Source organism: Pedobacter heparinus DSM 2366 (assembly GCF_000023825.1).
In the GTDB taxonomy this organism is placed as follows: domain Bacteria; phylum Bacteroidota; class Bacteroidia; order Sphingobacteriales; family Sphingobacteriaceae; genus Pedobacter; species Pedobacter heparinus.
Window position 1 is genome coordinate 3784920 of record NC_013061.1, and the last position, 26675, is coordinate 3811594.

At 41.8% G+C, this 26675-nt stretch carries 22 protein-coding genes; 13 read left to right on the top strand and 9 right to left on the bottom strand.

Features of this window, described 5'->3' with window-relative positions; all coding sequences use genetic code 11:
• Positions 1 to 5 precede the first annotated feature (5 nt).
• The 3 genes from PHEP_RS15815 to PHEP_RS15825 are packed head-to-tail and all read right to left on the bottom strand — an operon-like array spanning position 6 to position 2716.
• Positions 6 to 791: a hypothetical protein gene (locus PHEP_RS15815; protein ID WP_015808983.1), complete on the bottom strand. Its 786-nt coding sequence runs from the start codon at positions 789 to 791 to the stop codon at positions 6 to 8.
• Complete coding sequence (locus PHEP_RS15820; RefSeq protein ID WP_015808984.1) at positions 788 to 1756, bottom strand: glycosyltransferase family 2 protein; 969 nt, start codon at positions 1754 to 1756, stop codon at positions 788 to 790. The genes PHEP_RS15815 and PHEP_RS15820 overlap by 4 nt, the downstream gene beginning before the upstream one ends.
• A 3-nt stretch (positions 1757 to 1759) precedes the next feature.
• Complete coding sequence (locus tag PHEP_RS15825; RefSeq protein ID WP_015808985.1) at positions 1760 to 2716, bottom strand: glycosyltransferase family 2 protein; 957 nt, start codon at positions 2714 to 2716, stop codon at positions 1760 to 1762.
• A gap of 228 nt (positions 2717 to 2944) precedes the next feature.
• On the opposite strand from PHEP_RS15825, the gene PHEP_RS15830 reads away from it, so the two are divergent.
• Positions 2945 to 5062, top strand: coding sequence for a hybrid sensor histidine kinase/response regulator (locus tag PHEP_RS15830; protein WP_015808986.1), 2118 nt, complete (start codon positions 2945 to 2947; stop codon positions 5060 to 5062).
• Between the two features lie 51 nt (positions 5063 to 5113).
• Here PHEP_RS15830 and PHEP_RS15835 read toward each other — a convergent pair whose 3' ends face one another.
• Genes PHEP_RS15835 through PHEP_RS15855 form a run of 5 tightly spaced genes read right to left on the bottom strand, consistent with a single transcriptional unit; the run spans position 5114 to position 11232 of the window.
• On the bottom strand, positions 5114 to 5653 hold the full coding sequence (locus tag PHEP_RS15835; RefSeq protein WP_015808987.1) for a DUF4199 domain-containing protein: 540 nt from the start codon (positions 5651 to 5653) through the stop codon (positions 5114 to 5116).
• Positions 5654 to 5665: 12 nt separating this feature from the next.
• Positions 5666 to 6337 (bottom strand): hypothetical protein, encoded by a 672-nt coding sequence (locus PHEP_RS15840; RefSeq protein WP_015808988.1) that lies wholly within the window; start codon positions 6335 to 6337, stop codon positions 5666 to 5668.
• A complete protein-coding gene (locus PHEP_RS15845) occupies positions 6330 to 7589 on the bottom strand; it encodes a dihydroorotase (protein WP_015808989.1) in 1260 nt (419 codons plus the stop codon). The genes PHEP_RS15840 and PHEP_RS15845 overlap by 8 nt, the downstream gene beginning before the upstream one ends.
• Positions 7586 to 9634: a BatA domain-containing protein gene (locus PHEP_RS15850; RefSeq protein ID WP_015808990.1), complete on the bottom strand. Its 2049-nt coding sequence runs from the start codon at positions 9632 to 9634 to the stop codon at positions 7586 to 7588. The genes PHEP_RS15845 and PHEP_RS15850 overlap by 4 nt, the downstream gene beginning before the upstream one ends.
• 20 nt (positions 9635 to 9654) lie before the next feature.
• Positions 9655 to 11232, bottom strand: a complete 1578-nt coding sequence (locus PHEP_RS15855; RefSeq protein WP_238326485.1) for a L,D-transpeptidase family protein — start codon at positions 11230 to 11232, stop codon at positions 9655 to 9657.
• 164 nt (positions 11233 to 11396) lie between these two features.
• Between PHEP_RS15855 and PHEP_RS15860 the strand changes: the two genes are divergently transcribed.
• The 12 genes from PHEP_RS15860 (at position 11397) to PHEP_RS15915 (ending at position 20632) form a co-directional block, all read left to right on the top strand.
• Positions 11397 to 11582: a hypothetical protein gene (locus PHEP_RS15860; protein WP_015808992.1), complete on the top strand. Its 186-nt coding sequence runs from the start codon at positions 11397 to 11399 to the stop codon at positions 11580 to 11582.
• Between the two features lie 68 nt (positions 11583 to 11650).
• The gene (locus PHEP_RS15865) at positions 11651 to 12082 is read left to right on the top strand and encodes a GNAT family N-acetyltransferase (protein WP_036674722.1); all 432 of its coding nucleotides are present in this window, start codon (positions 11651 to 11653) and stop codon (positions 12080 to 12082) included.
• A 5-nt stretch (positions 12083 to 12087) separates the two neighbouring features.
• Positions 12088 to 12312: a hypothetical protein gene (locus PHEP_RS15870; RefSeq protein ID WP_015808994.1), complete on the top strand. Its 225-nt coding sequence runs from the start codon at positions 12088 to 12090 to the stop codon at positions 12310 to 12312.
• Between the two features lie 228 nt (positions 12313 to 12540).
• Complete coding sequence (gene hisG / locus PHEP_RS15875) at positions 12541 to 13392, top strand: ATP phosphoribosyltransferase (protein WP_015808995.1); 852 nt, start codon at positions 12541 to 12543, stop codon at positions 13390 to 13392.
• A 119-nt stretch (positions 13393 to 13511) separates the two neighbouring features.
• Entirely contained in the window at positions 13512 to 14804 is a 1293-nt protein-coding gene (gene hisD, locus PHEP_RS15880) for a histidinol dehydrogenase (protein ID WP_015808996.1), read from the top strand.
• Positions 14805 to 14815: 11 nt separating this feature from the next.
• A complete protein-coding gene (gene hisC, locus PHEP_RS15885) occupies positions 14816 to 15883 on the top strand; it encodes a histidinol-phosphate transaminase (RefSeq protein ID WP_015808997.1) in 1068 nt (355 codons plus the stop codon).
• Between the two features lie 16 nt (positions 15884 to 15899).
• Positions 15900 to 17033: a bifunctional histidinol-phosphatase/imidazoleglycerol-phosphate dehydratase HisB gene (gene hisB, locus PHEP_RS15890; protein WP_015808998.1), complete on the top strand. Its 1134-nt coding sequence runs from the start codon at positions 15900 to 15902 to the stop codon at positions 17031 to 17033.
• A complete protein-coding gene (gene hisH / locus PHEP_RS15895) occupies positions 17033 to 17626 on the top strand; it encodes an imidazole glycerol phosphate synthase subunit HisH (RefSeq protein WP_015808999.1) in 594 nt (197 codons plus the stop codon). Before hisB ends, hisH begins: the two co-directional genes overlap by 1 nt.
• Position 17627: 1 nt before the next feature.
• Positions 17628 to 18377, top strand: a complete 750-nt coding sequence (hisA, locus tag PHEP_RS15900) for a 1-(5-phosphoribosyl)-5-[(5-phosphoribosylamino)methylideneamino]imidazole-4-carboxamide isomerase (protein WP_015809000.1) — start codon at positions 17628 to 17630, stop codon at positions 18375 to 18377.
• Between the two features lie 4 nt (positions 18378 to 18381).
• Entirely contained in the window at positions 18382 to 19137 is a 756-nt protein-coding gene (gene hisF / locus PHEP_RS15905; RefSeq protein ID WP_015809001.1) for an imidazole glycerol phosphate synthase subunit HisF, read from the top strand.
• Complete coding sequence (gene hisIE / locus PHEP_RS15910) at positions 19134 to 19724, top strand: bifunctional phosphoribosyl-AMP cyclohydrolase/phosphoribosyl-ATP diphosphatase HisIE (RefSeq protein WP_015809002.1); 591 nt, start codon at positions 19134 to 19136, stop codon at positions 19722 to 19724. Before hisF ends, hisIE begins: the two co-directional genes overlap by 4 nt.
• A gap of 8 nt (positions 19725 to 19732) precedes the next feature.
• Positions 19733 to 20632 (top strand): WD40 repeat domain-containing protein, encoded by a 900-nt coding sequence (locus PHEP_RS15915; RefSeq protein ID WP_015809003.1) that lies wholly within the window; start codon positions 19733 to 19735, stop codon positions 20630 to 20632.
• A gap of 3 nt (positions 20633 to 20635) precedes the next feature.
• On the opposite strand, the gene PHEP_RS15920 is transcribed toward PHEP_RS15915, so the two are convergent.
• Positions 20636 to 26575: an alpha-2-macroglobulin family protein gene (locus PHEP_RS15920; protein ID WP_015809004.1), complete on the bottom strand. Its 5940-nt coding sequence runs from the start codon at positions 26573 to 26575 to the stop codon at positions 20636 to 20638.
• Between the last annotated feature and the right edge of the window lie 100 nt (positions 26576 to 26675).

The window sequence follows — 26675 nt, forward strand, 5'->3', positions numbered from 1 at the left end:
ATATATTAAACTATATTATGAATAATGTCAGGCTCGCCTTCTCCTTTATATTCACTCATCATTTTCCTGTAAGCAATGGTTAAGGCCACACTGGATAACGGAACAATGATAAAAGAACTCAAAACATTAATAAAGAAAGCTATAACCGGCCATTTCAGGTAACTAAAAAACAAGTACAACACATGAAAGCCACCCAATACCAGCAACAGCAACAAGATCTTGGTAAAATTTCCTTTAGTGGTTGCCAGACTAAATTTAATGGATAAAAATGGGGGGAGGTTTTTATCAATGATAAAAAAAGGAAAAAAGGAAATTCTGATCCAGGTAATGAATATAGCGATAATCCCTACAGAAATTGCAATGTTTGTGATGATCTCCATTCTGATGCCTGTATAAATAAAAGGAAACGCGATCAGGATCACAATTGAATAAACCCCTATAATACACAGCATAAAATATAACATGGCCACCAAAAAACGGATGATCTGTCTCCTGGTAGGAATGGTATTTACAATGCTCACATTAAATTCATCATCCAGCAGGTGGAAAATGTATTTAAAAAGAGAAAGGTTGATGGTAAAATAGAACATGACAAAAAAGAAGGCCATCAACACACTTAGCCCCTTATTCACATCCTTCAGAAAAAATGCCATTAAACCCGATGCATTGGAAGTAATGAACATCAAAAAGCAAAGCGTTGCGATAGAAAAGTAATTTCTTTTGGTTACTGCCCATGCCTTGCCAATTGTTTCATTTACAGCAAATGTACTTTCCTTTAAAAACTCAATCATTGTTGTCTAAATACTACTCTTTTAATAAAATCCTGCATAAAACCTAAGCCATAAGCTGTTAGTTGTATAAACGCAGCAATAATACTCAAAAATGCAACCTTTAACGATTTATTAACCTGCCAGGAGTGAAAAAATATCAACATCAGGTAGATTAACAATATAAAGTTACATAAATACGCTAAAGGCCAATAAAATATATTCATCAATAGGGTAAATATTACGCCACAGGTAAAAACAGCGGGAAAAAAATGGACCAGCTTCAGCTCTGCCGGAAAATGTTTATAAATATTTATCCTTGCCCTGCCAAAAAAATGGAGTTGCTTATAGAACTGTACAAAGCTGGTGCGTCTTTTATGATACACCCTGGCCCCCGGTATCAATCCTATTTTAAAACCATTTTCATGGATCCTGATGCTGTATTCGATATCCTCACCCAAGCGGGTCAGTATAAATCCGCCTACCTTTTCCCATACCTCTCGTGATACGCCCATGTTAAAACTACGGGGGTGGAACTGACCGATATGTTTTTTATTGCCACGGATCCCTCCAGTTGTGAAAGGTGAAGTCATAGCATAACTGATAGCCTTTTGTACAGGTGTAAAGCTATCATGCGCCGCATCGGGCCCGCCATAAGCATCCAGCTGATGTTCATATAAATAGTCCCGCACCACTTCCAGGTAATTTTCCGGAATAAGGCAATCTGAATCAAAAACAACAAAAAAATCGCCTTTAGCTCTTTCGAAACCATAATTTCGGGTGAAGCCCTGCCCTTCGTTGGGCTTAAAGAAATATCTTAGGTCCAGTTTATTGGCATATTTCGCGACAACAGCCCTGGCATCATTTACAGAACCATCTTCTATTACCAAAACCTCAAACTGGGTATAGGTTTGATGGACCAGGGTGTTTAACAGTTCATCTATTTCCTGCGGACGGTTATAAAGAGGTATAATGATCGAAAAAAACATGGGTTAGCCGATCTCCTTTTCAACCAGGTAATGGTTTCGCTCAGGGGCACTTCTGGAAACCAGTTCTGCCACAAAACCTGTTAAAAACAATTGGGAACCCAATATTATTGCAACCAGTGCGATATAAAACAAGGGCTGGTCTGTGACATCCCGTTTTAGCGGGATCCCATTTGAAATGTGGTATAATTTCACGCCAATCAACCAGATGGCGAGAAATGTGCCGATCAAAAAGCTCAGCACCCCCATTGTGCCAAAAAAATGCATTGGGCGTTTTCCAAATTTACCTACAAAAAATATCGACAAAAGGTCCAACAGCCCATTGATAAACCGGCTCATGCCAAATTTGGTTACCCCATATTTGCGTGATCTGTGCTCTACAACCTGCTCTCCGATTTTGGTAAAACCGGCCCATTTTGCAATAACAGGTATGTAGCGGTGCATCTCACCATATACTTCTATATTTTTTACAACTTCCTTCCGGTAGGCTTTTAATCCGCAGTTAAAATCGTGCAGGTTGTGAATGCCCGACATTCTCCGGGTTGCCGCATTGTATATTTTAGTAGGAATGGTTTTACTCAGCGGATCGTACCGTTTTTTCTTCCAGCCGGATACCAGGTCAAATTTTTCTTCCTTTATCCTGCGATACAATTCCGGAATCTCATCCGGACTGTCCTGCAGGTCCGCATCCATAGTGATCACTACATCACCCCGGGCAGCTTCAAAAGCCACATTAAGGCCGGCAGACTTACCGTAGTTCCTTCTAAATTTAATGGCTCTTACCGCATCGTATTCCTTTTTCAGTGCTTCAATAACGGCCCATGATGAATCTGTACTTCCATCATCCACAAAAAGAATTTCATAAGAAAAGTTATTTTCCTGCATTACCTTGGCTATCCACGCGGTTAACTCGGGCAAAGACTCCTCTTCATTGTATAGGGGGATGGTAACAGAAATATCCATGTGTGCTTGTAAACGCTAAAAACCAAATGCAAACTTAGAGAAATTGTTCAAGCATTCTATTTTTTTGATGAAAAATGTCAACGGTCACGTTTGGTACAAGTAGCAAATACCATCACCATATTCAGCAATCTTAATGATTTCTTCCAGTATTATCAACGCCTGCTATCCTAACCGGCTTTTATACCTTATTTGCCATACCAGCTTATTTTTCCTATTTTTACAGCCCAAATGAAGCCGAATTACACCAGACTCCTGGCCAGGAAGATCATCCTGACATTCCTCACCATAGTGATTGTTCTTGCTATAGCTGCTCTTTTTGTACGCAACAACATTACGAGGCAACTGGCTGAAACTGCTGAGCTGGCTGCAAACATTAACCTGCAACTGAATCCGGAAGAAACATTACAGTTGCTACATCAGGCAGAAGACGATTTTCAGCAATCCCTTACCCACATTAATGGGCCAAAAACTTCCGATTATAAGTTTAAACTCGGCCTTGTATTTAATAAAATTGATACTTTATTAAAAATACATGCAGATACCAGTCAGCTAAGTGATGTACAAGCCATTCAGGTTAGACAATGGTACCAAAAAAAAATACAGTTATCTGACCGGCTGGTGGGCCTTAAACGTAATTTCGATTCTCTGTTAACTGCGTATGCGGAGTTCAATACCCGTGCCGACGAAAAAAATGCACCCATTATTACCAATAGGATAAAAACCAGCGAGAAAAAGGTTAAAGCCAATACAGATACCGTTAGCAAAGTGGTGCCGGTAGAACGAAAAGGATTGTTTGGCCGGCTAAAAGATGCCATTTCCAATAAAAACAATGATGGAAAAATATTGGAGATTAGTCACAACAACAGCACCAACACTATAGAAAACACCTTAAAAGAAATTATAGCTGTACAAAAAACGGAAAATGTTAAAAAACTGAAGCAACTGCAGGCCCATTACCTTAAGCTGCTGAGCATGCAGCGTGAACTGATCACCTTAAATGCGCACATCAGTAATGAACTGGAACGTATTGTGACTGATCTGAAGGAAATTAATTACAATATGGCCAGCGACCTCAAAACCATGGCCCTTAAAAATTATCAGCAGACCAGCACTTTGCTCAATAAATTTTACTTAGCCGCGCTATGCCTGATCATTCTGTTTGCCATACTCCTTATTTTATTTATCACTCAGCTCAACAGGGCTGAACTGCTACTACGTGGTGAAAATGAAAGGGCTGTAAAAATTGCCCAGCAAAAAATGGACCTGCTACTCAATATGAGCCATGAAATCCGTAACCCACTTACAGCTATAAAGGGTTTTCTATACATCTTTGGCAAAACCAACCTGTCCGAACGACAGACAGAGATGCTCGAATCCATCAAAAGTTCTTCTGATATGCTCCTGCGCACATTGAACGACACCCTGGATGCAGGTAAAATGGAAAACAGCGACCTGAAGATAGAATGCGATCCTTTCAATCCGGATTATATCATCAACCAGGTGATGGAAAGCATGAGCTATAGTGCTGCAAAAAAGCAACTTGGCTTTCAGTATCATTTTAAAGGTAACAAAGAAGCTCTGGTACTTGGCGATAGTTTCCGACTTAAACAAATATTGGTCAACCTGCTTAGCAATGCCATAAAATATACGAACAAAGGTGGAATTACCTTAAATGCTGAACTCCTTACCGGAGAAACCACTATGCTGCAGGTTGATGTAACAGATACCGGTGAAGGTATCAGTGCAGAACAGCAGGTAAACCTGTTTTCCAAATATTATCAGACCAGTTCTTCTAAAGAACAGATAGGAACCGGCCTAGGTTTATTTATCTGTAAACAGCTGGTAGAAATGCAGGGTGGCAAAATCAGCGTAAAAAGCATTTCAGGCACGGGAACCACATTTAGTTTTTTTATTCCATACAAGAAAAATGAAATCGCTGCAGACCGGCAGGTGCAAGATCCGATATCCCTGCTTAACGGGCTTAATATCCTTGCCGTTGATGACAATGAGCTGAACCTAATGTTCCTTAAAGTAATGATGGCCAAATGGAATGTTAAATTTCAACAGGCTTCGAATGGCAGAGCAGCATTGGAAATCATCAACAAACACCCCGTCGACCTGGTACTTACAGATCTTCAGATGCCAGAATTGGATGGCAAACAGCTTTTATCGGCTATCCGTGCATTAGCTAAACCATTAAACCAGCTGCCGGTCATTGTGATCAGCGGAACTTCTGAACCTGCTGATGAGCAGTTACTTTTAAAACAGGGGTTTTCAGGGCTGGTGGGTAAACCTTTCATCGAAACGGAATTAATTGCCCAACTGGTTAAGGCCTTAAAAACATAAAAAAGCCCCCTTTCGAAACAGAAAGAAGGCTTCCATAATAATTTGCATTATTTATCGTACCGGTACCTCATTTTTAATAATGACAGCACCGATGAGGCTGGTTATCAAACCCATTATGGTATAGGTAATGGCTGCACCAAAACCAATAAAAAATACCATATACGACTTCATCATCTCTACTCCTCTTAATTTTTCTGTATCCCCACCTGCAGCTGTCCGGGCACTTTCTATCAAACGCTCATAAGCAGCAGGATCAAGAACTTTATAATAAAACATCAGTACTACAGCAATAAATAAACCGGCATAAGCAGCAACTTTAAAACCAGCAGAAAATGCAGTTTTAAAGGAAATATAATTTCCTAATTCCTTTTTATAATTGGTTTGCACATATATAATGGCCAGAATAAACGGAAGATAAGAAGCTACAGAGTAAACGAGTTTATTTGCGACAGAACTGTCCGGATTGTTCTGGTCAATTCCAGCCGCTTTAAATATATAGATCAGTATCAGAAAGTAAATTGCATAAGCCAGTGCACTTTTAAAAGCCAGCGCATTGGGCGTTTTTGCCGTTTCAACATTTTTTTCTTGCATTTCGGTAAGTATTTAATTCACATTAAATGCTGCAATCAGCGTATATACAGCTACATCAAATTCCTTGTTTGCACTGTACGTTTCCAGATCCTTGATAATCCTGTCATTCGCCCTTGGCTGATGAAAGAAAACCATAAAAGGTACAAACAGTTCTTCCATTTCTTCAGCCAGCTCTATCATACCGGCATGACTGCATATATCTTCCACACTGCTCTCTACCAGCTGCTGATTGCTGATCAGGTCTTCATAAATATGGAATTCGTCCTGAAACTCATCTTCTTCCACCAATAAAAATTCTTTCAGAAAATCATCCAGCTCCGGCGTAATTTTTTCATCGTGGCACTCATTGATATACAGCAGCAGGTTGAGCAATTCTGTGCCCCTGTCTATCGTTTCTTCTTCTATATCTGCCCACTCTTCTGAATCCAGGTAATCTTCTTCCAGTTTCTTTACATCGCTGGCAAAGAAATTGATCATCAACAGATCAAAGAATACCTCTCTAAGTTCTTCAAATGCAGGATGCTCATCAAAGGCTCCATCAAACTCTTCTACCTTTTGCAAAAAGCCAAGGTCTTTACTGAACACCTCTATCAGGCGTTCTTCCAGCTGTATCGGATCTTTTCCGGCAGCAGCACCAAACTTATCCAACGACGCGATCAGCGCTGTTTTTACATGATTATCCATACACTTGTAATTGTTTGTTATTGTATACCAGTTTTACTTTACCGGTTAATTTCTTATTCATCAGTGGTGAATTTGCCGATTTGGAAAAATTACTATCAGCATTGTACAGCCATTCTTCAGCAGGATTGTACAAAGTAAAATTGGCTGCTGCACCTTCCTCAATCACGGGCACAGCAAGCCCAAGTAGTTTACGGGGGTTTACTGCTAATTTAGCCGCTATCTGCACGGCATCCAGTCCGGCTTTCAATAACAGTGGCAGTACTGTTTGCAAAGCGATGATACCATAAGCAGCAATCTCAAATTCCACATTTTTAAATTCAATTTCATACGGACGGTGTTGCGAGCTTACCGCATCAATAGTACCATCCTTTAAGCCCGCAAGCAAAGCCTTTACATCCGCTTTTCCGCGCAAAGGCGGTTTCACCTTATAATTGCTGTCAAAATCGCCCAGCAGCTCCTCGGTAAATACCAATTGGTGCGCAGCTACGTCACAGGTTATTTTCAGCCCCTCTTTTTTAGCCTTTCTGACCAACAGTACCGATCCGGCAGTAGATATGTTACTGATGTGTACCGGAGCATCATGGTAGCCTGCCAAAAATATATCCCTGCTGATGTGCATTTCTTCGGCCAGCGCTGGTAAACCTTTCATCCCCAGCAATACACTGTTCCTGCTCTCATTGATCTGCGATTTGCCAGCTATCGACTTGTTTTCAGGATATACCATCAGCAGGCCATCAAAGCCCTTGGCATACTGCAAGGCGCGGCTCATAAAGCCATCGTCCGTTATTGGCCTGCTCCCATCAGAAAATGCAACAGCTCCTGCCAGCTTCATATCATACAGTTCGGCCAGTTCCTTTCCTTCAAGGTCATGGCTTACAGCTCCTATCGGAAATATATCTACCAGGTTATTTTTCGCTTTGTTCACAATATAAGCTACTTCGGCTTTCGAGTGTATCACGGGTTTAGTTTGCGGTAAAACAGCCAGCCCCGTAAAGCCTCCTGCCTTTGCTGTTTCGGTTGCTGTGGCAATATCCTCTCTGGTTTCAAATCCCGGATCGCCTATCGCACAATTCAGGTCAAAAAAGCCCGGGGAAAGGATACACCCTTTTCCATCAATTACCTCTTCACCTTTTACGGTCAGTTTACTGCCAATTGCAGTAATCCTGCCTTGTTCTAAACGCACATCAGCTATCTGCTGATTAAACTTACTGTTGGGATCGACAATGGTTACGCCTGAGATGAGAAGATTCATGTTGTTTGTGTATTTTTTATAGGATTAAAAAATCTGATCAATAATATTTCAGTAGCTAGGAAAACAACGGCCAAAATTAGGCAAAGTTTCCATAACTCAGTAGGGTTATTTTTTAAAGCGATGTGCATAGATAGCGTATCTTTTTTTGAATTGTAAAAGGCAATATCCTGTTTGCTAAACAAAGCTTTCAATTCATTTTCAGTGGCATAATGCATATCCGATTCCGATCTGTTGTCGTTAAAAGCCACAACAGACAAAACAGTATCTGCCTGTTGTAAATTATAAAATCCAGATTTTTTTATCTGGTCGGCCACAAACAACAATGTTTTTCCAGGTGTCTGCCTGATCTCGGGGATCACCTCAGACTGAGCTGAAACCAATTTGAGCGACTGGTTGGCAGCCAGGTTTATTTTGTCATTCTCCAGCACTTCACTTTTCCCTACGGTATAATAAAAGGGCTGCTCCCTGCTACCTGAAAAGGCTATCTTAAACATCAAAGGCACAAATACCGGGTGTCTGGCCAGATTACCATCTTTACTGCTTAAAGAACTGGCAGCTAAAAACACTTTGCCTGCTCCTACATTATACTTTGCTATCAGAAATTTATTCAATGGCAGCTTCAATATATGCTCTTTATTGCTGGAACTCTGGTCTGCAAAACTAAAATAACGATTTACCTGGGGAAGGTCTATGTTTGCCGGAATTTCATCAAATACATCTTTAAACAGTGAATTTTCCGACTCAATAGTACTTGCAATTGCAGGGCCCGCATTTATTTGCTGAATTGCGGGTAAAGATAAACCAGTAAGGAAAGGATTATATACAGCAGCACTGGCTTCGAGATCAGGGAATATGAGCAATGAGCCTCCATTCTGGACATAGAGCTTTAGCTGCTGTGCCAAACCTGATGAGGGCTCTTTTAAACCATTCAGTACAATCAGGCTATACTCCGGAAAAGCAGAGTACCTGATGTTAGACTCTGGCATCTCTGTAAGTTTGAAATAAGCATCGGTAGCAAAAACCGACTTAATAGCCCTTTCAGCCAGGTCACCGTTAATACTCAGTATCTTCAGCTCAGCTGTTACCTTAAACGTAAAATTCAGCTCGTCATCAAAGGTTAGCGGAAAATCTTTAATACTCAGCACCCCCTTTTGCCATCCTGGCCCTATTCCACTAAATGAGAGTGTATCTTTTATAGTCTTGCCAGCGGCTATTTTAACACTGCTGATGGCCTTTTGCTGGTTATTGATGCGCAGTTTTACAGGTATGTCTGCTGCATCCTCATCTCCATAATTGTGCAGCTGCACAACAAACTGTTCGGCCTGATTGGGCAAATGAACAGGCGACAGGCTCCATACACTATCTACGGAAATATTGGGCAGGCTATTGGCATTTAATTTTATGAAGGAAAAACTCAGTGCAGGATTGGTTTGTATACGCTGTATGCCTACAAAGCCCTTTTGAAAATCTGACAACAAATAAGCCACTTCATTTCTGTTGGCCGAAACATCTGTTTGTAACCTGTTGATCACCTGCTGCAGCGATCTTCCGGTTGCGGATATTTTGATATCGTCCAGCATACTTATCAATTCTTCCCGGTTTACAGGCCGCTGGTGCCGTCCCTCAAAATCATTGGTCAGCAGCTTAAACTGGTCCGTCATCCCATAAGCTCCCGCTAGCTCTTTTGCTTTACGTTTTGCTTCTTCCAGCAGGTTACCTTCTTTATTCAGGGTTTCCATGCTGTAAGAATTGTCGATATAAATGCTGACCAGATTAGGGCCTGCAATTTGAGTTTTTTCGCCCGGGGAAGGTATAAAAGGTCTGGCAAAGGCCAATACCAGGAAAACAACCGCCAACACCCTGCTGCATAGAACCAACAGGTGTTTCAGTTTCTCTTTTGAGGAATTTTGTTCCTGCACTGCCCTCAGGAACTGTACATTACTAAAATAGAGCTTTTTAAATTTCCTAAAATTGAACAAGTGAATGACAATAGGAACAGCTATTGCCAGCAGGGCAAAAAGAAAACCTGGATATAGGAAATTCATTAAAAAACAAAGTTAGCAATTTACATGAATTTCTTCATAGCTGCATACAAAGTTTCATCCAGACCATAAACATCAGGCCTGAATTGTATGGTCCCGTTTTGCGACCAGGCCGTAATGTAATTGATGATCAACGGTACAGGTTTTTTCGTGCCAAACCATTTGGGCTTTAACTGAAAAATATTTAGAGTATCTGCTTTTTTAGCCAGTTTTTTCCGATATAATTCCATTTTTGTTGTATCAACAGGTGGCAGGTTCACTTCCATCCTCAACTGATCGTACTGATACTTATCCTTAACCAGCATTTCGGCAAATTCCAATGGTTTTTCTACCCTCACACAGCCATGGCTAATGGCCCTGTTGTTACGCGCAAAGGCACTTTTATTATTGGTATCGTGCAGGTAAATACTAGATCCATTATCAAATATGAATTTAAACTTACCCAGGGCATTGCCTTCGCCAGAACCTTGCTTAAACTGGAAAGGTAATTTTTCCCTTGGATATTTGTTCCACTGTATCGTATCCGGATCGGTAACCAGTTGTCCCTTATAATAAACCTTAATGTTGTTATTGGATAAATAATAAGGATCTCTGATGGCCTGCCAGTAAATTTCACTTCTGGCAATGCTCACAGGGATATTCCATATCGGGTTTACCTGAATGGAATTAAGTTTACTGTATAAAATTGGTGTTTCATGATTTTTAGGCTTATCATCAAGATTTCCTGATTTCAGGTACAACTTTATTTTTTCTGCGTAATCTTTTTCACGGGCTCCACCAACACAAACCTTCATATGGCTCAGTGTATCCTGTCCGCTAAACCAGGTTAAGGTAAAATCAGGAATGTTCACTTCAACATGTTCTTCGCCAAGATCGGGCAATTTCCACCTCAATCTTTCCATATTTACCATTACTGTTTTAAAGGCCTGTGTATCCTTTTCTCCTTTTTGAGCATAACTGAGCATGGCGTGCTGAAGCACCTTGTACTGCTCAGAAGCTGGCTGAATGTCACGCAATAGTTTTTCCAGGTTGCCGGTTGCCAGTACTGCAGTCATACTTGCACTGTCGGGTCTTTTAACAGGCACATAATACCTTGACAACAATTTACGGGGGTTTAATGCCCCATAATAAATGATATTGTTATATCTGATCAGGCTTTCGGCAGCGTTCAGCTCAAGATCGGCCACCACAGGATAAACTTCTGAAATGGATTTAAATTTATTGGCCGAAAGTTGCTCCAGTAGTGCCTTAAGTTTCTTATACCCGAACGCTTCCGGATTAAAACCATGCTGTTCACTTCTGCTGATATAATTCTTAAGTGTATCCAACGCACCGTTAACAAAATATTTAGTTACCAGTCCGGGTTCGCTGTGGATACTCTTGTAATAGGCTCTAATCAACTTTGGATTGGAGAAATTACTTCCCAGTGAATCAAGATGTCTGTTAAAGATGACATTGTACTCAACTGTATCAAATTGCTTATAGAGCTTATTGTCGAAATGTTCTGCAAGTTTAAGCCCTATCTCCGGGGTATCTTTAAACCAGCTGCAGGCATGCAACATTAAACAAACAGGAATAATCAGGAATAGGGATTTCTTCAAAATAGCAGTATGGTACAATTAGCTTAATTTAATTTATGATAGAAGGGGCTGAACAAAAGAAGTGCCAATAAAAATGACTGTTCTTTCCTCTTAACAACATTACTCCGGTTTTGGGCAAACTATTTTTCATTTCATGTGTTTAGCTAAAAAATAAAAAACAAACAATGGGATTATTTAAAACAGCATTAATTGGTGCCGCAGTATACGGCATCATTAAATATGTAACCAAAAAGGACATTAATGGACGTTCTATAGCCGATGACATCCGTGATAAGGCACCTGAATGGATGGAAAAAGCTAAAAATCTAAAAGACGAGCTTAAAGTTGAGCTGGAAAAGCAGCGATATTAGGGCCATAAAATTGTATTTCATATTTCCAGGCTTCTTCTTAAATTGCAAGGCAAAGAATTAAAATGAATATGGCCATAAGAAAGGCAAAAGTGGAAGATGCGGTAATGATCAAAAATCTACTGGAACAGCTGGACTATCCTACTGCAGGTACTTTTGTAGCCGATAAGCTAGCTAAAATGCTTAGCCATACAGATCATGAGTTACTGGTATATGAATTAAACAATAAAGTTGTAGCTTTTATATCCGTCCATTTTATACCACAGATAGCCTTGGCTGGTGATTTTGCCATGATCAGTTATTTTGCTGTTGATGCAACTGTAAGAAGTAAGGGAATAGGAAAAACAATGGAAGCGTATGCTGAAGTATTGGCAAGGTCTAGAAATTGTGACCGCATGCAGTTGCACAGTAGTGCCAGAAGGGTTGCTGCGCATAAATTTTATGAGCGTCAGGGTTACAAGGAATCACCAAAGTACTTTAGTAAAAAATTATATTACAACTGAAAATTATGACAGAATCAATTAAAATAAACACCAGGGTTTGGAGGTTTATAAAGGATAAGGACTCTTTTATTACCGAAGAATTTATGCGGGCTATGGGGATGAAAGAAAAAGAAGCCCTGGATATTTTACAACATTTACATGACCAAGGTTACATTACTTTAAAATGGATTGAAAAAAAAGCAAAACTTTGTTTTGTGAAGACCCTGCCGTATAATGGTGATGTAAATTAAAAATATTGGGAAATTTATACCATTTTACAGATTCTATTTATATCTTTGCAACCTCATCAAGATGCTAGCCATTATTGATAAAAGGACTTTAATAAGATTATGAACTTAATTTTGAACCATCACTTACATTTGCACCATCGCCAATTGGCGATGTATATGTAATGTTTTGTACTTCAAAACTTGTTTCCGACCTTATTTTCTTGTTCAATCAATAATTCTAAAAGCAAATTGAAAACTCTAAAAATAGCTATCCAGAAATCGGGTAGATTAAACGAAAAATCAGTAGAAATTCTTAAAAATTGTGGTTTATCATTCGAAAACTACAAAAGCTCCCTTATATCAACAGTTACTAACTTCCCTTTGGAAATTCTTTTTCTGAGAGATGATGATATTCCTGAATATGTACAGGATGGCATTGCCGACCTTGGTATTGTTGGTGAAAACGTAATTGTTGAAGCCGGTGCCGAAGTAACTTACCTGCAAAAATTGGGCTTTGGTAAATGTACCCTAAAAATTGCCATCCCTAACGAAAGCAACATTACAGGGATTGCCCAGTTAAGTGGCAAAGCCATCGCTACCTCCTACCCAGTGATCCTGGAAAAATACCTGAAAGACAATAACGTTGATGCGGAAGTCCGCACCATTTCTGGTTCCGTTGAAATTGGTCCTGGTCTGGGCCTGAGCGATGCCATCTGTGATATTGTTTCAACTGGCGGAACATTGAAAAGCAATGGGCTGAAACCTTTCTCGGAGGTGATGAAATCTGAAGCCGTTCTGATCGGTAAAGCAGGGTCGGACCTGCTGCCCGAAGTGCAGGAGCTGCTGCAAAGGATCCGCTCGGTACTGCGCGCTAAAGAGACCAAATATGTGGTACTTAACGTAGCCAGGTCTAACCTCAAAAAAGTAGTGGACCTGCTGCCAGGTGTTAAGAGCCCGACTGTTGTTCCACTGTTTGATGAAGACTGGGTAGCCGTACACTCGGTAATTGCAGAATATGATTTCTGGGAAAAGATCAATAGTCTGAAAGCTGCCGGGGCCGAAGGAATTGTAGTGATGCCAATTGAAAAAATCATCGCCTAGGCCATAGTTTTAACAAAAAAATGTCTGTTTTACCATTAACTATTAGTTAATACTAAATCATAAAACATTGAAACCCAAATTTATTTGAGCTTCATCAAAACTAAAGATATAAGAACGCGATGAAAATCTACAGTTATAAAGATTTAACTAAACAAGAAGTTGAAGAAATCTGTTTGCGACAACTGGAAGACGATGTAAACATACAGGAAAGGGTAAAATCCATCGTGGAAAGGGTAAAGATGGAGGGCGATAAGGCCTTGTTTGATTATGCACTTTCTTTTGACCAGATCCGGCTTGAAGAGCTTTTTATTGATCAGCAGGAGATCATGACCATTGCGGCTACTATTCCTGCTGAGGCTAAAGCTGCCATTGATACCGCTTACCAAAACATCAAAACCTTCCACGCTTCACAACTGCTGCAGGAAGATAAAGTAGAAACCATGCCCGGCGTAACCTGCTGGCGCGAAACCAGGGCTATTGAACGGGTTGGCCTGTATATCCCTGGTGGAACTGCAGTTTTACCAAGTACTTTCCTGATGCTGGGTATCCCGGCAGTACTGGCAGGCTGTAAAGAAATCGTGGTTTGTTCTCCACCTCAGAAAGATGGCAAAACCAATTGTTACCTGGCCTATGTAGCCACGTTACTGGGTATAGAAAGGATTTACCTGGTGGGTGGGGCGCAGGCTGTAGCGGCAATGGCTTACGGAACAGCAAGCGTGCCCAAGGTAGACAAGGTATTTGGACCCGGCAACAGGTATGTGACCCAGGCCAAGCAACTGATACAGGGAAATACCATGACTGCAATAGACATGCCTGCAGGCCCATCGGAGGTTTTGGTGCTTGCTGATGAGACTGCCATTCCGTCATACATTGCTTCTGATCTTTTAGCTCAGGCAGAACACGGCATTGATTCTCAGACTATTTTGGTTGCCACCTCAAGTAAAATCATAGATGAAACAATGGAGCAACTGGCGCTGCAACTGCAAGTACTTCCCAGGGCAGCGTTTGCGACAAAAGCCATCGAAAACTCCTATTCCGTGCTGGTGAATGACCTGGAAGAGGGCATGAAATTCAGTAATGTATATGCACCGGAACACCTTATCCTTGCTACCGATAACTGTGAGCGGCTGATCCCGCTGATCAGCAATGCCGGATCAGTATTTTTAGGAAATTTAACGCCTGAAAGTGCCGGGGATTACGCTTCGGGAACCAACCATACCCTGCCTACCAGTGGTTATGCCAGGGCCTATTCGGGGGTATCGATGGATTCATTTATGAAGAAGATCACTTTCCAGCACATTACGACGCAGGGTTTGCGGCATATAGGAAATACCGTTGAAGTACTTGCTGCTGCTGAGGGGCTGGATGCCCACAAAAATGCAGTGAGCATTCGTTTAAAATCATTAGATTAATATTAATTGACATGGATATTAATAAATTACAAAGAGAAAACATCAGAAACCTTCGCCCCTACTCTACCGCCAGGGACGAATATAAAGGGCAGGCCAGCATATTTCTGGATGCCAATGAGAACAGTTATGGCTCTCCACGCTCTCCACGTTCTCCGGAAACAGCCTTAACGAAAGACTATAACCGCTATCCTGATCCGCTGCAGCTGGACCTGAAAGAGGCCATCAGCAAGATTAAAGGGGTGCCTATTGAAAATACTTTTTTAGGTAATGGTAGTGATGAAGCTATAGACCTCTTGTTCAGGGCTTTTTGCGAACCTGGACAGGACAATGTGGTCATCCTTCCGCCAACCTATGGCATGTATGAGGTTTCGGCAGGTATCAACAATGTGGCGATACGCAAAGTGAACCTGTTACCCAGCTTTCAGCTGGACCTGGATGGCATTGCCGAGGCCATTGATGAACATACCAAGCTGATTTTCATTTGTTCGCCAAATAACCCTACCGGAAATTCGATCGTCCGTACCGATATTGAAACCGTACTGGCCAATTTTAATGGACTGGTTGTGATTGATGAGGCCTATATCAATTATGCCAAACAGCGCACTTTTATCAAAGAGCTGACCGAGTACCCTAACCTGGTGGTGCTGCAAACTTTCTCTAAAGCATGGGGACTGGCTGCACTGCGTTTAGGAATGGCCTTTGCTTCCCGCCCGGTGATTGATGTGTTGAACAAAGTGAAACCGCCATATAACATCAACCAGGCCACGCAAGACATTGCACTGGATGCACTGAAAAACATTGAGCAGGTAAACGAATGGATAAAGGTAACCGTTGCAGAAAGGGAAAGTCTGGGGAATGCCTTGGCCGCACTGCCCATGGTCAAAAAAGTATATCCTTCGGACGCAAATTTCATACTAATTGAAGTAGATGACGCGTTGAATACCTACAATTCATTGGTAGAACATGGAATCATCATCAGGGATCGCTCTAAGGTTACGCTCTGTGAAGGTTGCCTGAGGATTACGATCGGAACTGTAGAAGAAAATAAAATATTGTTAGAAACGCTTAAAACGCTTTAACCAGTCCTTCCCAAATATGAAGAAAGTATTATTTATAGACAGGGACGGCACCCTGATCACCGAACCGGAAGATGAACAGATCGACTCTTTTGCCAAACTGGAGTTTTATCCCAGATCGCTCTATTATTTATCGAAGATAGCAAAAGAGCTGGATTACGACCTGGTGATGGTAACCAACCAGGATGGATTGGGCACAGCTTCGCATCCTGAAGAAAACTTCTGGCCGGTGCACAACTTCATTATGAAAACCTTTGAAAATGAAGGTGTCATTTTTAACGAGGTGATCATCGACAAAACCTTTGCCCATGAAAATGCGCCTACACGCAAGCCGAATACAGGTTTACTGCAACATTTTTTAGCAGAGGGCTATGATCTGGCGAATTCATTTGTGATAGGCGACCGCATCAATGATGTGATTCTGGCTAAAAACCTGGGTGCAAAAGCCATCTGGCTGCGCAACAACGACCTGCTTGGTGCCAATGAAGTATTGGAAAAAGCGGACACGCTGGAGAACATCATCGCTCTGCAAACACAGGACTGGGTAGATATTTACACCTTTTTAAGGGCAGGCAGCCGGACCGTACATCATGAGCGCAATACCAATGAAACGAAGATCAGCATTGACATTGACCTGGATGGTACCGGAAAGGCAGTGATCCGTACCGGACTGAATTTTTTTGACCACATGCTGGACCAGATTGCCCGTCACGGCAGCATTGACCTACGCATTAAAACCGATGGCGACCTGCATATTGACGAGCACCATACCATTGAGGATACGGGCATTGCCTTAGGGGAGGCTTTCGCAAAAGCCATTGGCAACAAACTTGGGCTGGAACGCTATGGCTTTTGTTTGCCCATGGATGATTGCCTGGCACAGGCAGCCATTGATTTTGGTGGCCGTGCCTGGATAGTATGGGATGCAGAATTTAAGCGGGAAAAGGTAGGCGATATGCCTACAGAAATGTTTTATCATTTCTTTAAATCCTTTAGCGATGCGGCCAGATGCAACCTGAACATCAAAGCAGAAGGAGATAATGAACATCATAAAATTGAAGCTATATTTAAAGCCTTTGCCAAGGCGATTAAAGTCGCAATTAAACGCGACCCGGATAAATTAGTCTTACCAAGTACCAAAGGGTTATTGTAATGATTGGAATTGTAAATTATGGCGCCGGTAACATCTTTTCGCTAACTTCAGCATTAGACCGGCTGACCCTGCCCTATGGTATGGTAAACACCGAGGCCGATCTGGATAAATATACCCATATCATTATCCCTGGGGTCGGGCACGCGGGTACTGCCATGAAAAAACTGGAGCAAACTGGACTGGTTGCACCTATAAAGGCTTTAAAAAAGCCTGTACTGGGTATTTGCGTGGGTATGCAATTGTTAACCGAGCATTCTGAAGAAGGTGATGCTGTTTTAATGGACATTGTGCCGGTAAAAACGAGGTTATTTGATAAGAATCAAGGGATTAAGATTCCGCATATGGGCTGGAACAACATCAGTCCGAAAAACAATTTGCTCTTTGAAGGTGTTGAAGAAGGGACACAATTTTACTTTGTGCATTCGTACTTTATTGAATATAACGCTACTTTTGACATCGCGACTGCAAATTACGGAATACCCTTTTCTGCAGCTGTGCAAAAAGATAATTTCTATGGCGTGCAATTTCATCCGGAGAAATCTGGTGCCGCCGGGGAGCGTTTATTAAAGAATTTTTCAAACTTAAAACAGTAAAATGTACATTATTCCTGCAATTGATATTTTAGATGGAAAGGTAGTCCGCTTAACAGAAGGTGATTATAACCAGAAAACAGTATACGATGTTTCCATCGCTGAAATGATAGAGACCTACCGGTCTAATGGTACAGAGTTTATACATATCATTGATTTAAATGGTGCTAAAGGAGATTTCAGCAACCAGAAAGCCTTGTTTGAAGTGATCAAAAAAACCGATATGCGGGTACAGTATGGCGGTGGAATCCGAACCATTAAACAGGTAACGGATTTGCTGGATGCCGGTATCCACCGTGTAATTGTTGGCACACAGGCGATCACCAATCCTGATTTTTTACAGGAGCTGAGCAAGGAAGTAGGCAAAAAATACGACTATGCCAATCGCATTGTAATCGCCATTGATGTATTGGACGAGGTCATCAAATACTCGGGATGGATGGAAAGCTCGCCAATTAAACTGATGGACTATGTTGACAAATGCCTGCAATTGGGCTTTTTCAGGTTCCTGTGTACCGATATCAACAAAGATGGCAAACTTGGCGGAGCAGCGGTAGAACTCTATAAAAAACTATTGGAACACTCTCCTTTCATTAAACTGATTGCTTCCGGTGGTGTAAGCTCTATGAAGGATATTGAAGAACTCGACAAATATGACATCCGTTCGGTAGTGGTTGGAAAGGCTATTTACGAGAACAGAATTACCATAGACCAGATCAAGGAGTGGAATTTAAAACAAATGACTTCCCTGTAAGCTGATGTTAAGTAAACGTATCATTCCATGCCTGGATGTAAAAGACGGACGGACGGTTAAGGGGGTAAATTTTGTAGACTTAAAAGATGCCGGAGATCCGGTTGAACTGGCCTGGCAATATGCCCAACAGGGTGCCGATGAACTTGTTTTTTTAGACATTACAGCTACCCATGAACGCCGGGGCACCACAATAGAGATGGTAAAATCAGTTGCGCGTCAGCTAAACATTCCCTTTACCATTGGCGGAGGCATTACAACTGTAGCCGATGCAGAAGCTTTACTAAATGCAGGGGCCGATAAGATCAGCATCAACTCTGCAGCAGTACGAAACCCTTTGTTAATTGAAGAACTGGCAAAAGCTTTTGGGGTACAGTTTGTAGTGGTTGCCGTAGATACCAAACTTATAGAAGGCCGCAATATGGTGCATTTAAACGGTGGCAGGCTGCTCACCGAACTGGAAACGGAAAACTGGATATTGAGGGCTGAAGGTTTGGGTGCGGGCGAGATCTTACTGACCTCGATGGACCATGATGGTACAAAGAATGGCTTTGATTGTTTATTGCTGGATAAGGTAGCCCGTTCTATCAACATACCCGTCATTGCCTCAGGTGGTGCAGGAAAAATGGAACATTTTACGGAAGTATTTTTAGAAACGGGTGTAGATGCGGCCCTGGCAGCTTCGGTTTTCCACTTTGGTGAAATCCCGATTCCGGATCTGAAAAAAGAATTAAAAAAACACAACATACCGGTAAGGTTATGAATATAGATTTCGAAAAAACACAGGGTTTAGTACCTGTAATAATACAGGATGTACAAACCCTGGAAGTGTTAATGCTGGGGTACATGAACCTGGAAGCCTGGGAAAAAACACTTGCAGAAGGCAAGGTAACCTTCTTTTCGCGTAGCAAAAACAGGCTTTGGACCAAAGGTGAAGAAAGCGGTAACTTCCTTTTTGTAAAGGAAACACATATCGACTGTGACAACGATACAATATTGATTAAAGCATCGCCTGTTGGCCCTACCTGTCACACCGGCTCCCGCAGCTGCTTTAAAACCAATTATAACCAGAACTTTATTTTTGAACTGGAGCAGATCATCAAAGACAGGTATGACCACCCTTCAGAGGAATCTTATGTGAATAAGCTGCGCAGCAAAGGCCTCAATAAAATTGCCCAGAAAGTTGGTGAAGAAGGGGTAGAAACTGTAATTGCTGCATTGAACGAAACAGATGCCGATTTTGTAAATGAAAGTTCCGACCTGGTATTTCACCTGCTGGTATTGCTGAAGGAAAAAGGCAAAACCCTTGCCGATATTGGATTAAACCTGGAAGGCAGACATAAAAAGTAAGTGTATCAATGATCACCCACCTCCACACCCTTAGCGGGCATCAAAACCCTATCTATGCCTTGGCCAATGCGGCTGAGGAAAATGCATTTTATAGTGCAGGGAATGACAAAGGTGTGGTAGAATGGTCGCTGACCAGCATGGGTTTTGTAAAAGTACTGGCACCGGTACAAAGCTCGGTATATGCCCTGCACCGGCACAGCAACTTCCTGTTTATTGCACAAAGAAGTGGAGTGATCCTGGTATTTGATCTGCTGCTGGAAAAGACCATTGCAATGCTAAATCACCATCAAAAGGGTGTTTTTGATATCAAGACCATTGGCCATAAAAATGAGTTGCTCAGCACCGGAGAAGATGGAACAGTTGCCGTATGGTCGTTAAAAGACCTTTCTTTACTGTATCACTTCCAGGTGATACAAAACACTGTGCGGGTAATTGCCATCAGTAATGATGAAAAAGAAGTGGCCCTGGGCTGCAAGGATGGTATGATCAGGATTTACAATTCGGAAGATTACGGACTCATTACAGAACTGGAAGCACATACTTTACCTATAACTTCACTTCAGTACGATCCAACCTCGACTTACCTTATCTCGGGCAGCAGAGATGCACAGTTAAAGGTTTGGCACCTGCCCGACTACAGTCCCGGACCTGCGATCCCTGCCCACATGTTCGGGATTTACAGCATTGCTTTCCACCCTTCTGCACCCTTTTTCGCCACCTGTAGTCAGGATAAAAGCATCAAGCTTTGGGACAGCAAAAACTTTAAGCTTTACAAGATATTAAGCCTTGAAAAGAATACACCCGGGCATTTCCACTCCATTAACAAGCTGATCTGGAGCAATGATGGCCGCTACCTGATCTCTACCGGCGATGACCGGCAGGTGATGGTTTGGGAATTTAATCCTTAAATCCTACTTCACAATAATCCGTTTCATGCCTTCCCTTCCATAAAATACCGGGAAATACATCATTTCTGCCTTAGCGGGGTTTAAATTATAATTGCCCGAATACCTGGGCATCAGTTGTACTGCAAAACGATATTTCCCTTTTTTCAGCTTGGTACAGAAAACGGATGTTTTGTGCTTAAAGTATTCCCGATGCGTTTCAACACCCCAAAAACTTTGCATTTTTTGCTCATAAGAACATCCTGCCGGGATTGGTATCTCTATCATTACATAATCTGCGTCGGCACGTACCTCAACTTCAACCTGCAATGTAGCCAGCGTTCCTGCTTTTAGTTTGCCAACTTCAGCTCCCTGCTGCTCAAACCATGACTTCACACCAAAATCTTTACTTGCCTTTTTGGGTTGCGGATTGTTGAACTGCTGATATGCCGTGAAATAAACTGGTGCATCACCCTTTTTCCCCAGGGTTAAAGCCTCGGGTGCCACTACCCTGCTGAATGGAAAACTGGTAATAGTTTCTGTTTGGTTAAAGACAATGGAAGCAGGTTCCAGCTTTTTACCGGGGCTTCTCATCAGTTCCGGCAATATGGCTTCCAGGATTAAAGAAGACTCATAAGTATTGCGCCATTGCCCGTCCCTTCTCTGCTCCAGAAAGTAACGCTGGATACGGTCCAGTTCGTCCCTATATCCACCATTGGCTTTCAGGATCTGGTAAGCCAGCAGGGTATTCTGAATGCTGTTGTCCCAAAATTGATTCCCCTCTTCTCCCCAGTAACTGTTGCCAAATATGGTCTCATTTTTTAAACCCAACAGCCATTTTATATCTACGGCCATACCAGCCAGTTGTTTCAATTGCATCAGTTGCAGCTTTTCATTTAAGGATTGTTTACCCAAAGGCGGAATATCTGAATTGGCCTTTCTTTCTTTTGAATGCTTTGCTTCTAATGCAGCCCTTTCTTTTTCAATAGTTGTTATCCAGTCCTTCAAATCATGTTTTTCATTTAAAAGATGGAGCAGTTTTACCCCATAAACCTGATCAAAATGAATACCGACCGCCATTTTATTAAGCAGGTAACGATAAAGCTTGTTTTTATCCAGCACAACGGCATAGCCCTGTTTTTGTGCTTCAAGCAAACTTTCTGCAACATGCAAGCTAATCCAGAGTTCTTCACCGCTGTTTTGCCACCAACCCCAGGTACCTTCAGGACTTTTGTTGTCCTGCAGCTTTTTAATCAGGTATTTGATGTTCTTTTCTTCTTTAAAATCTTCGCCAAGATATTTTCTTACTGACTTTTCAAGTAACAGGGCTTTCAGTTTAGAGGCCATCTGTTCATTGCACAGGTATTCGTACCTGCGCAGCTTCTCCATCTCATCCAGCAGTGTCGGGAATAAGGAAGCCTCGGCCCTTAAAGTAACTTTACCCAAGGTAGCATCAAATTTATAAGTAATGGAAGTATCGCGGGTCAGTGCATTAAAGAAACCTTTGGTTTCGGTAACGCCGGTCTGGAACAAAGGGATTTTACGGATCTCTCCGTCAAAATAGCCATTCTCCTGTTTCATTATATACTCGAAAGTCAGGCTGTCGGCTACATTGATGTGGTCTGCCTGTACTTTTAAACCTGCGCCTTTGGCTACAATAGCTACCGTATCAATCTTTGCATTTCTAAAGGTAAGCCTGCTGTTCAACAGTTCTGCACCATTATAACTGAATTTGCGGGTTACATTTTCATCCGTATTGCTGTAATTCATCAGTTTACCAATCACATTGATGCTGTCGCCCGCAAGGGCAAATAATGGCGAAACAAAATTGGCACTTAAAACTTTAAAAGATTTGATAGCTGTTTCGGCAATGCCACCTTGTTTACGGCCGTTCATGGCAATCAGTTTGGTGGTCCAGTTCGTAATGTCGTCCGGGAATTTAACGGTAAAACTTGCTTTTCCCTCAGCATCTGTAAACAATTGAGGCTGCCAGATGGCATAATCGGAAAAATTGGTACGCATGGTTTGCTGCTGCTGCACCAGTTCGCCAGCCGCATTTGCAACGGTAAGGCCACCTTTGGTTTTGATAATGATAACTCCATTTGCAGCCCGGGCACCATAAATGGCTGTCGCAGAGGCATCCTTAAGTACATTCATGGCCTCAATTGTCGACGGATCAAGACTGTTCACATCACCATCAAATGGTAAACCATCTATCAGGATCATTGGCTTTTTGTCGGCAGGCAATGAGCTTGTACCCCTGATCATAACCTGCTGCTCCGCACCCGGAACTGCGACACCAGCCACCCTACCCGAAAGTCTGCCGGCCAGGGCACCCGATAAAGCAACCTCCCTTAGTGTGCTGACTGCGCCCGTTAAATTCTGTTTTTTCTGTACCCCATAACCTACCACTACAACTTCTTCCAAAGCAGAAGTGGCTGCATCCAGTTTAATGTCGCCTACATCAGTATTCACAACGTTGACCTCTCTTGTATCATAACCTATCATAGAGACCAGCACTTTTCCTTTTTTAGGGCTTTTAAGTACAAAGCGGCCTTCAACGTCTGTACGGGTCATATAATTTGCCCCTTTTATTTTCACTACCGCCCCCTGAACTGGTCGCTTATCACCGGCATCAATTACCCTGCCGCTCATTTTACCGGTCAGGATCGACTCATCAAAATATTGCCCATTGATATCTTCCAGTATTTTTTGCTGTACATTTTCGGGTCTTTTACTGTTCCGGCCAATGTTTACAGATTTTATGTGCTGGTCTATTTTTTTGCTCAGGTCATCCGCCTTAAGTATTTTCATGTCCTTCCACTCAAAATAATTGATACCGCCGGCATGGATGACCACCCCTTCTGCAACAAAATAACGGTTGTCCTTAAACAGATAAATGATGCGGTATTTACCGCTTTCCAGTGCATTAAAATAGCCTGTATTGCCAGGATAAATTTGTAAAAAATCGGGCTGATCAGATTTATAAATGATGATATTTTTTAAGTAAGGCATCGCTTTTGAAATACTGGTATCCAGTTTCATTACCAAACGGCCAAAATCTTTATTATTTCCATAACTGTAGCCGTTATTAAATAGTGGTATGGTACTGCTGCGCAGGTCAAGGTAAGCATTCCAGAGGCTGTCTATCTCACCTTTTTTTAAGGGATATTCCTTATAATCAGTGGTTCCTGTAGTTGTATTCAGGGAGGTATTAAAACCATAAGGGCTGGTGTACGATTTTTGTTTGAGCAATCCGGGTAAAAAGGTATAAGTATAACCCGGTTCCTTTAAAAAATTCTGATTAAGTCCGCCCGATTTAAACTCGAGCAGATTTTCGGCAAATGGGCCCACGAGTAAAGTATTCCCCTGATTTACCGGTGTCAGACCTTCCTGCCAGCGCTGCTGCATGCCTGCATTTGCAGAAACATCCGGAAGGTTCAGCAAATGTTCGGTATTACCTGCAGTAAGGATCGCTTTTTCACCACCAAAATTATTCTCAATACGCAGCATGTAATCGGTCAGAAATGCAGCTTCCTGACTGGTCATGGTATAAGGGGCCGTGCTTACCTTTGCCTTGGTATTTTGCAAATCGGCAGCCACACTTAAAATTGTCTTTTTACCTTTCGGCAGTTCAAAATCGTCCAGACTAACCGTGTACCAGGCTGTACGCATACGGATATTATGCCTGCCCGGAGTAACGCTGAATGCATAACGCTGCAATTGACTGGCCTGACTAAAATATACCGGACGATCGTCAATGTACAGCACATGCACCGGCTCAATGTTCCCGTTTCTGATTACAAAGGGGGCCACAATAGCACTATCAGAGCCATCACCATTTTCCATTATGGCATACAGGTCTTTCGTCCGACTAAACTTATAATATTCAATCGTGTCTAGGTTCAGCTCCCGCCCCCATTTTTCCCAATCAAGGGGCAGCTGGCCCGATAAACTCAGGTCTTCAGCCGCAAATTTCTGGTTTAACTTACGGGCAAAAAAACTTTTTCCAAAGTAGGGCAGGTTCACCCTGTAGCCATTCTTAAACTTTGAGGTATAGGCGTAGGCCGTAACGTCTGTTGCCGCAACGGGTAGGTTGTTCTGGTCGGTAACTTTGACCTGCATGTTTACCGTTTGGCCTGGATACACCACTTCTGGGGCCAAAAGTTTAACATTTAAAATATGAGGTCTGTAAAAAGCGCTGGTTTCGGTACTTTGCTCTTCTTCATCCCAGATGTAATTCAATTTTACATGCGCTGCCTTTACCGAACTGTGTTTGATCAGGGTATCCAAACGGGTGGTATAACCTTTTAACAATACCTTATTACCTGAAAAAATGCTGTACCAGAAAGGCACCTTATGTTCATTGCTTACAGATACAGCTAGAGAATCTTTGCTTTGCACAGCACTCACACTGATTGCGGGTTTCAAATGCTCCAGATAAATGGTCTGCCGGTATCCATCAGCCATTTTAACAGCATAGTCGCTGCCCCTGTAATTCATTTTTATAGTTGCCGGAAGCATTATTTTTATAGAATCGGTAGCCTCACCATAAGGATAATCCATAGAAATGACCGCCTCTTGCCTGACCGATTTGCCCTTAACCAGATAATCCAGACGCAGGCTGTCCTTTTGAAATTCAAATTTAATGCTGCGGTCCTTAACCAAACATTTTAATGATTTACTGGCCGTACGCCGTTCATTGTTACTGTTTAAAAAGGTAAAATGGGCAGAAAAGCTAAGGTCCGCCTTTGGAAAAATACTGTCCGGCAACATCAACCTGGTTTCACCAACAGGGTCAAGCACCACATTGGTTTTCCACAAAGTATCCTTTACAAAGACCTTTCGGTCATAAAAAACTGAAGCATTATTGGTCCTCACTACCACTTCTACCCGACCATCCGGAACAGCAAGCTCATTTTCATCCCTGGCTTTCATAAACAGGGTAACCGGACTTCCCGGACTATGTTCTTCTCTGTCGCTCCTCACCATAAAATTAACCGACTTCAGTTCATAATCTTCATAACGGAAATTGCCCTGGTAAACCATTTTCCATTCCTTTCCCTGCTGTTCTTTCAAAACGATACGGTAGTTTCTGTCCAGTTTAAGTTGCAAACTGTCAGTCAGTGCAAAACTGTACGTATATCCTCCATCGCGATAAGGCTTTAAAGTGGTCAGTAGTATTCCCTCTCCTTTAAAATCTTTATCAAGTATAACCCTTAAAGGTTTATTCTGAATGCTTTTGCCTGTGGCTGTAACCAGGTAGGTTTTAAACTTAACCGAATCCAAAGGTTTATACATAGGTTTGTTAAACACCATATAACCTGTATATTTTGGTTTTTCTACCTTACCATACTGGTTACGGCTATATCGTTTAGGGTTAAAGAGTTTTTTAAAGAAAGAAGGATTATTGTACGAACGGTATGGTCTTTCTTTTTCTTCTTCATCGTAAGTAAAATAATTGCTTACGCCATTATATTTAACAGTAATTACCGCAAGTTTTGCCACCGATCCGGTGCTATACAAACCCGCCTGCTCATTAAATTTAATGCTCCTGCCCCTTCCTACCCTAACCGTAGCATCTTTAATTAGGTTGCCCTTCAAATCAGTAAGGCTAAACTGAAAATCTTTTCTGTTATTGATGAACTGGAGATTTACATTATTTTCCGGTCCAAGCCGGTAAAACAGTTCGTTTTTAACTGCCCTTACATAAAGGTAATTACCATAAGGAAGCTTCCGGGTGTAGGGTTTATTGTTCGCATTGTAAAAAGTATCAACAAGCGTATGAAAAAAGCTATCGTTTATAATGCTTTTCGTTTTAGAAGCTATATTAAAAGCTTCCTGATCCGTCAGTTTGTAAATAAAAGTATAGGGGCCAGATTGGGAGCTGACAGTTAATCTTTTCTGTGCGAAGCTAAAGTTAAAGGCCAGCGCAACAATCAGAATTGAGCGTAAAAGATGCTTCATATCATTGTATTTATAATATGGATGCAACAAAGCAGCAATTCCATAAAAATAAATACAATTTAACCTATCTGATAATTATTTCCAAATAATTTAAATGACA

Bases quoted from the DNA above. Each gene is read 5' to 3' on its own strand.
- PHEP_RS15830 (WP_015808986.1), top strand. From the start codon at position 2,945: ATGAAGCCGAATTACACCAGACTCCTGGCCAGGAAGATCATCCTGACA.
- PHEP_RS15920 (WP_015809004.1), bottom strand. From the start codon at position 26,575: ATGAAGCATCTTTTACGCTCAATTCTGATTGTTGCGCTGGCCTTTAAC.
- PHEP_RS15850 (WP_015808990.1), bottom strand. From the start codon at position 9,634: ATGAATTTCCTATATCCAGGTTTTCTTTTTGCCCTGCTGGCAATAGCT.
- hisH (WP_015808999.1), top strand. From the start codon at position 17,033: ATGATTGGAATTGTAAATTATGGCGCCGGTAACATCTTTTCGCTAACT.
- PHEP_RS15865 (WP_036674722.1), top strand. From the start codon at position 11,651: ATGGCCATAAGAAAGGCAAAAGTGGAAGATGCGGTAATGATCAAAAAT.
- PHEP_RS15915 (WP_015809003.1), top strand. From the start codon at position 19,733: ATGATCACCCACCTCCACACCCTTAGCGGGCATCAAAACCCTATCTAT.
- PHEP_RS15870 (WP_015808994.1), top strand. From the start codon at position 12,088: ATGACAGAATCAATTAAAATAAACACCAGGGTTTGGAGGTTTATAAAG.
- hisF (WP_015809001.1), top strand. From the start codon at position 18,382: ATGTTAAGTAAACGTATCATTCCATGCCTGGATGTAAAAGACGGACGG.
- PHEP_RS15840 (WP_015808988.1), bottom strand. From the start codon at position 6,337: ATGGATAATCATGTAAAAACAGCGCTGATCGCGTCGTTGGATAAGTTT.
- hisA (WP_015809000.1), top strand. From the start codon at position 17,628: ATGTACATTATTCCTGCAATTGATATTTTAGATGGAAAGGTAGTCCGC.
- PHEP_RS15820 (WP_015808984.1), bottom strand. From the start codon at position 1,756: ATGTTTTTTTCGATCATTATACCTCTTTATAACCGTCCGCAGGAAATA.
- hisC (WP_015808997.1), top strand. From the start codon at position 14,816: ATGGATATTAATAAATTACAAAGAGAAAACATCAGAAACCTTCGCCCC.
- PHEP_RS15845 (WP_015808989.1), bottom strand. From the start codon at position 7,589: ATGAATCTTCTCATCTCAGGCGTAACCATTGTCGATCCCAACAGTAAG.
- hisB (WP_015808998.1), top strand. From the start codon at position 15,900: ATGAAGAAAGTATTATTTATAGACAGGGACGGCACCCTGATCACCGAA.
- hisIE (WP_015809002.1), top strand. From the start codon at position 19,134: ATGAATATAGATTTCGAAAAAACACAGGGTTTAGTACCTGTAATAATA.
- PHEP_RS15860 (WP_015808992.1), top strand. From the start codon at position 11,397: ATGGGATTATTTAAAACAGCATTAATTGGTGCCGCAGTATACGGCATC.
- PHEP_RS15835 (WP_015808987.1), bottom strand. From the start codon at position 5,653: ATGCAAGAAAAAAATGTTGAAACGGCAAAAACGCCCAATGCGCTGGCT.
- PHEP_RS15815 (WP_015808983.1), bottom strand. From the start codon at position 791: ATGATTGAGTTTTTAAAGGAAAGTACATTTGCTGTAAATGAAACAATT.
- hisD (WP_015808996.1), top strand. From the start codon at position 13,512: ATGAAAATCTACAGTTATAAAGATTTAACTAAACAAGAAGTTGAAGAA.
- PHEP_RS15825 (WP_015808985.1), bottom strand. From the start codon at position 2,716: ATGGATATTTCTGTTACCATCCCCCTATACAATGAAGAGGAGTCTTTG.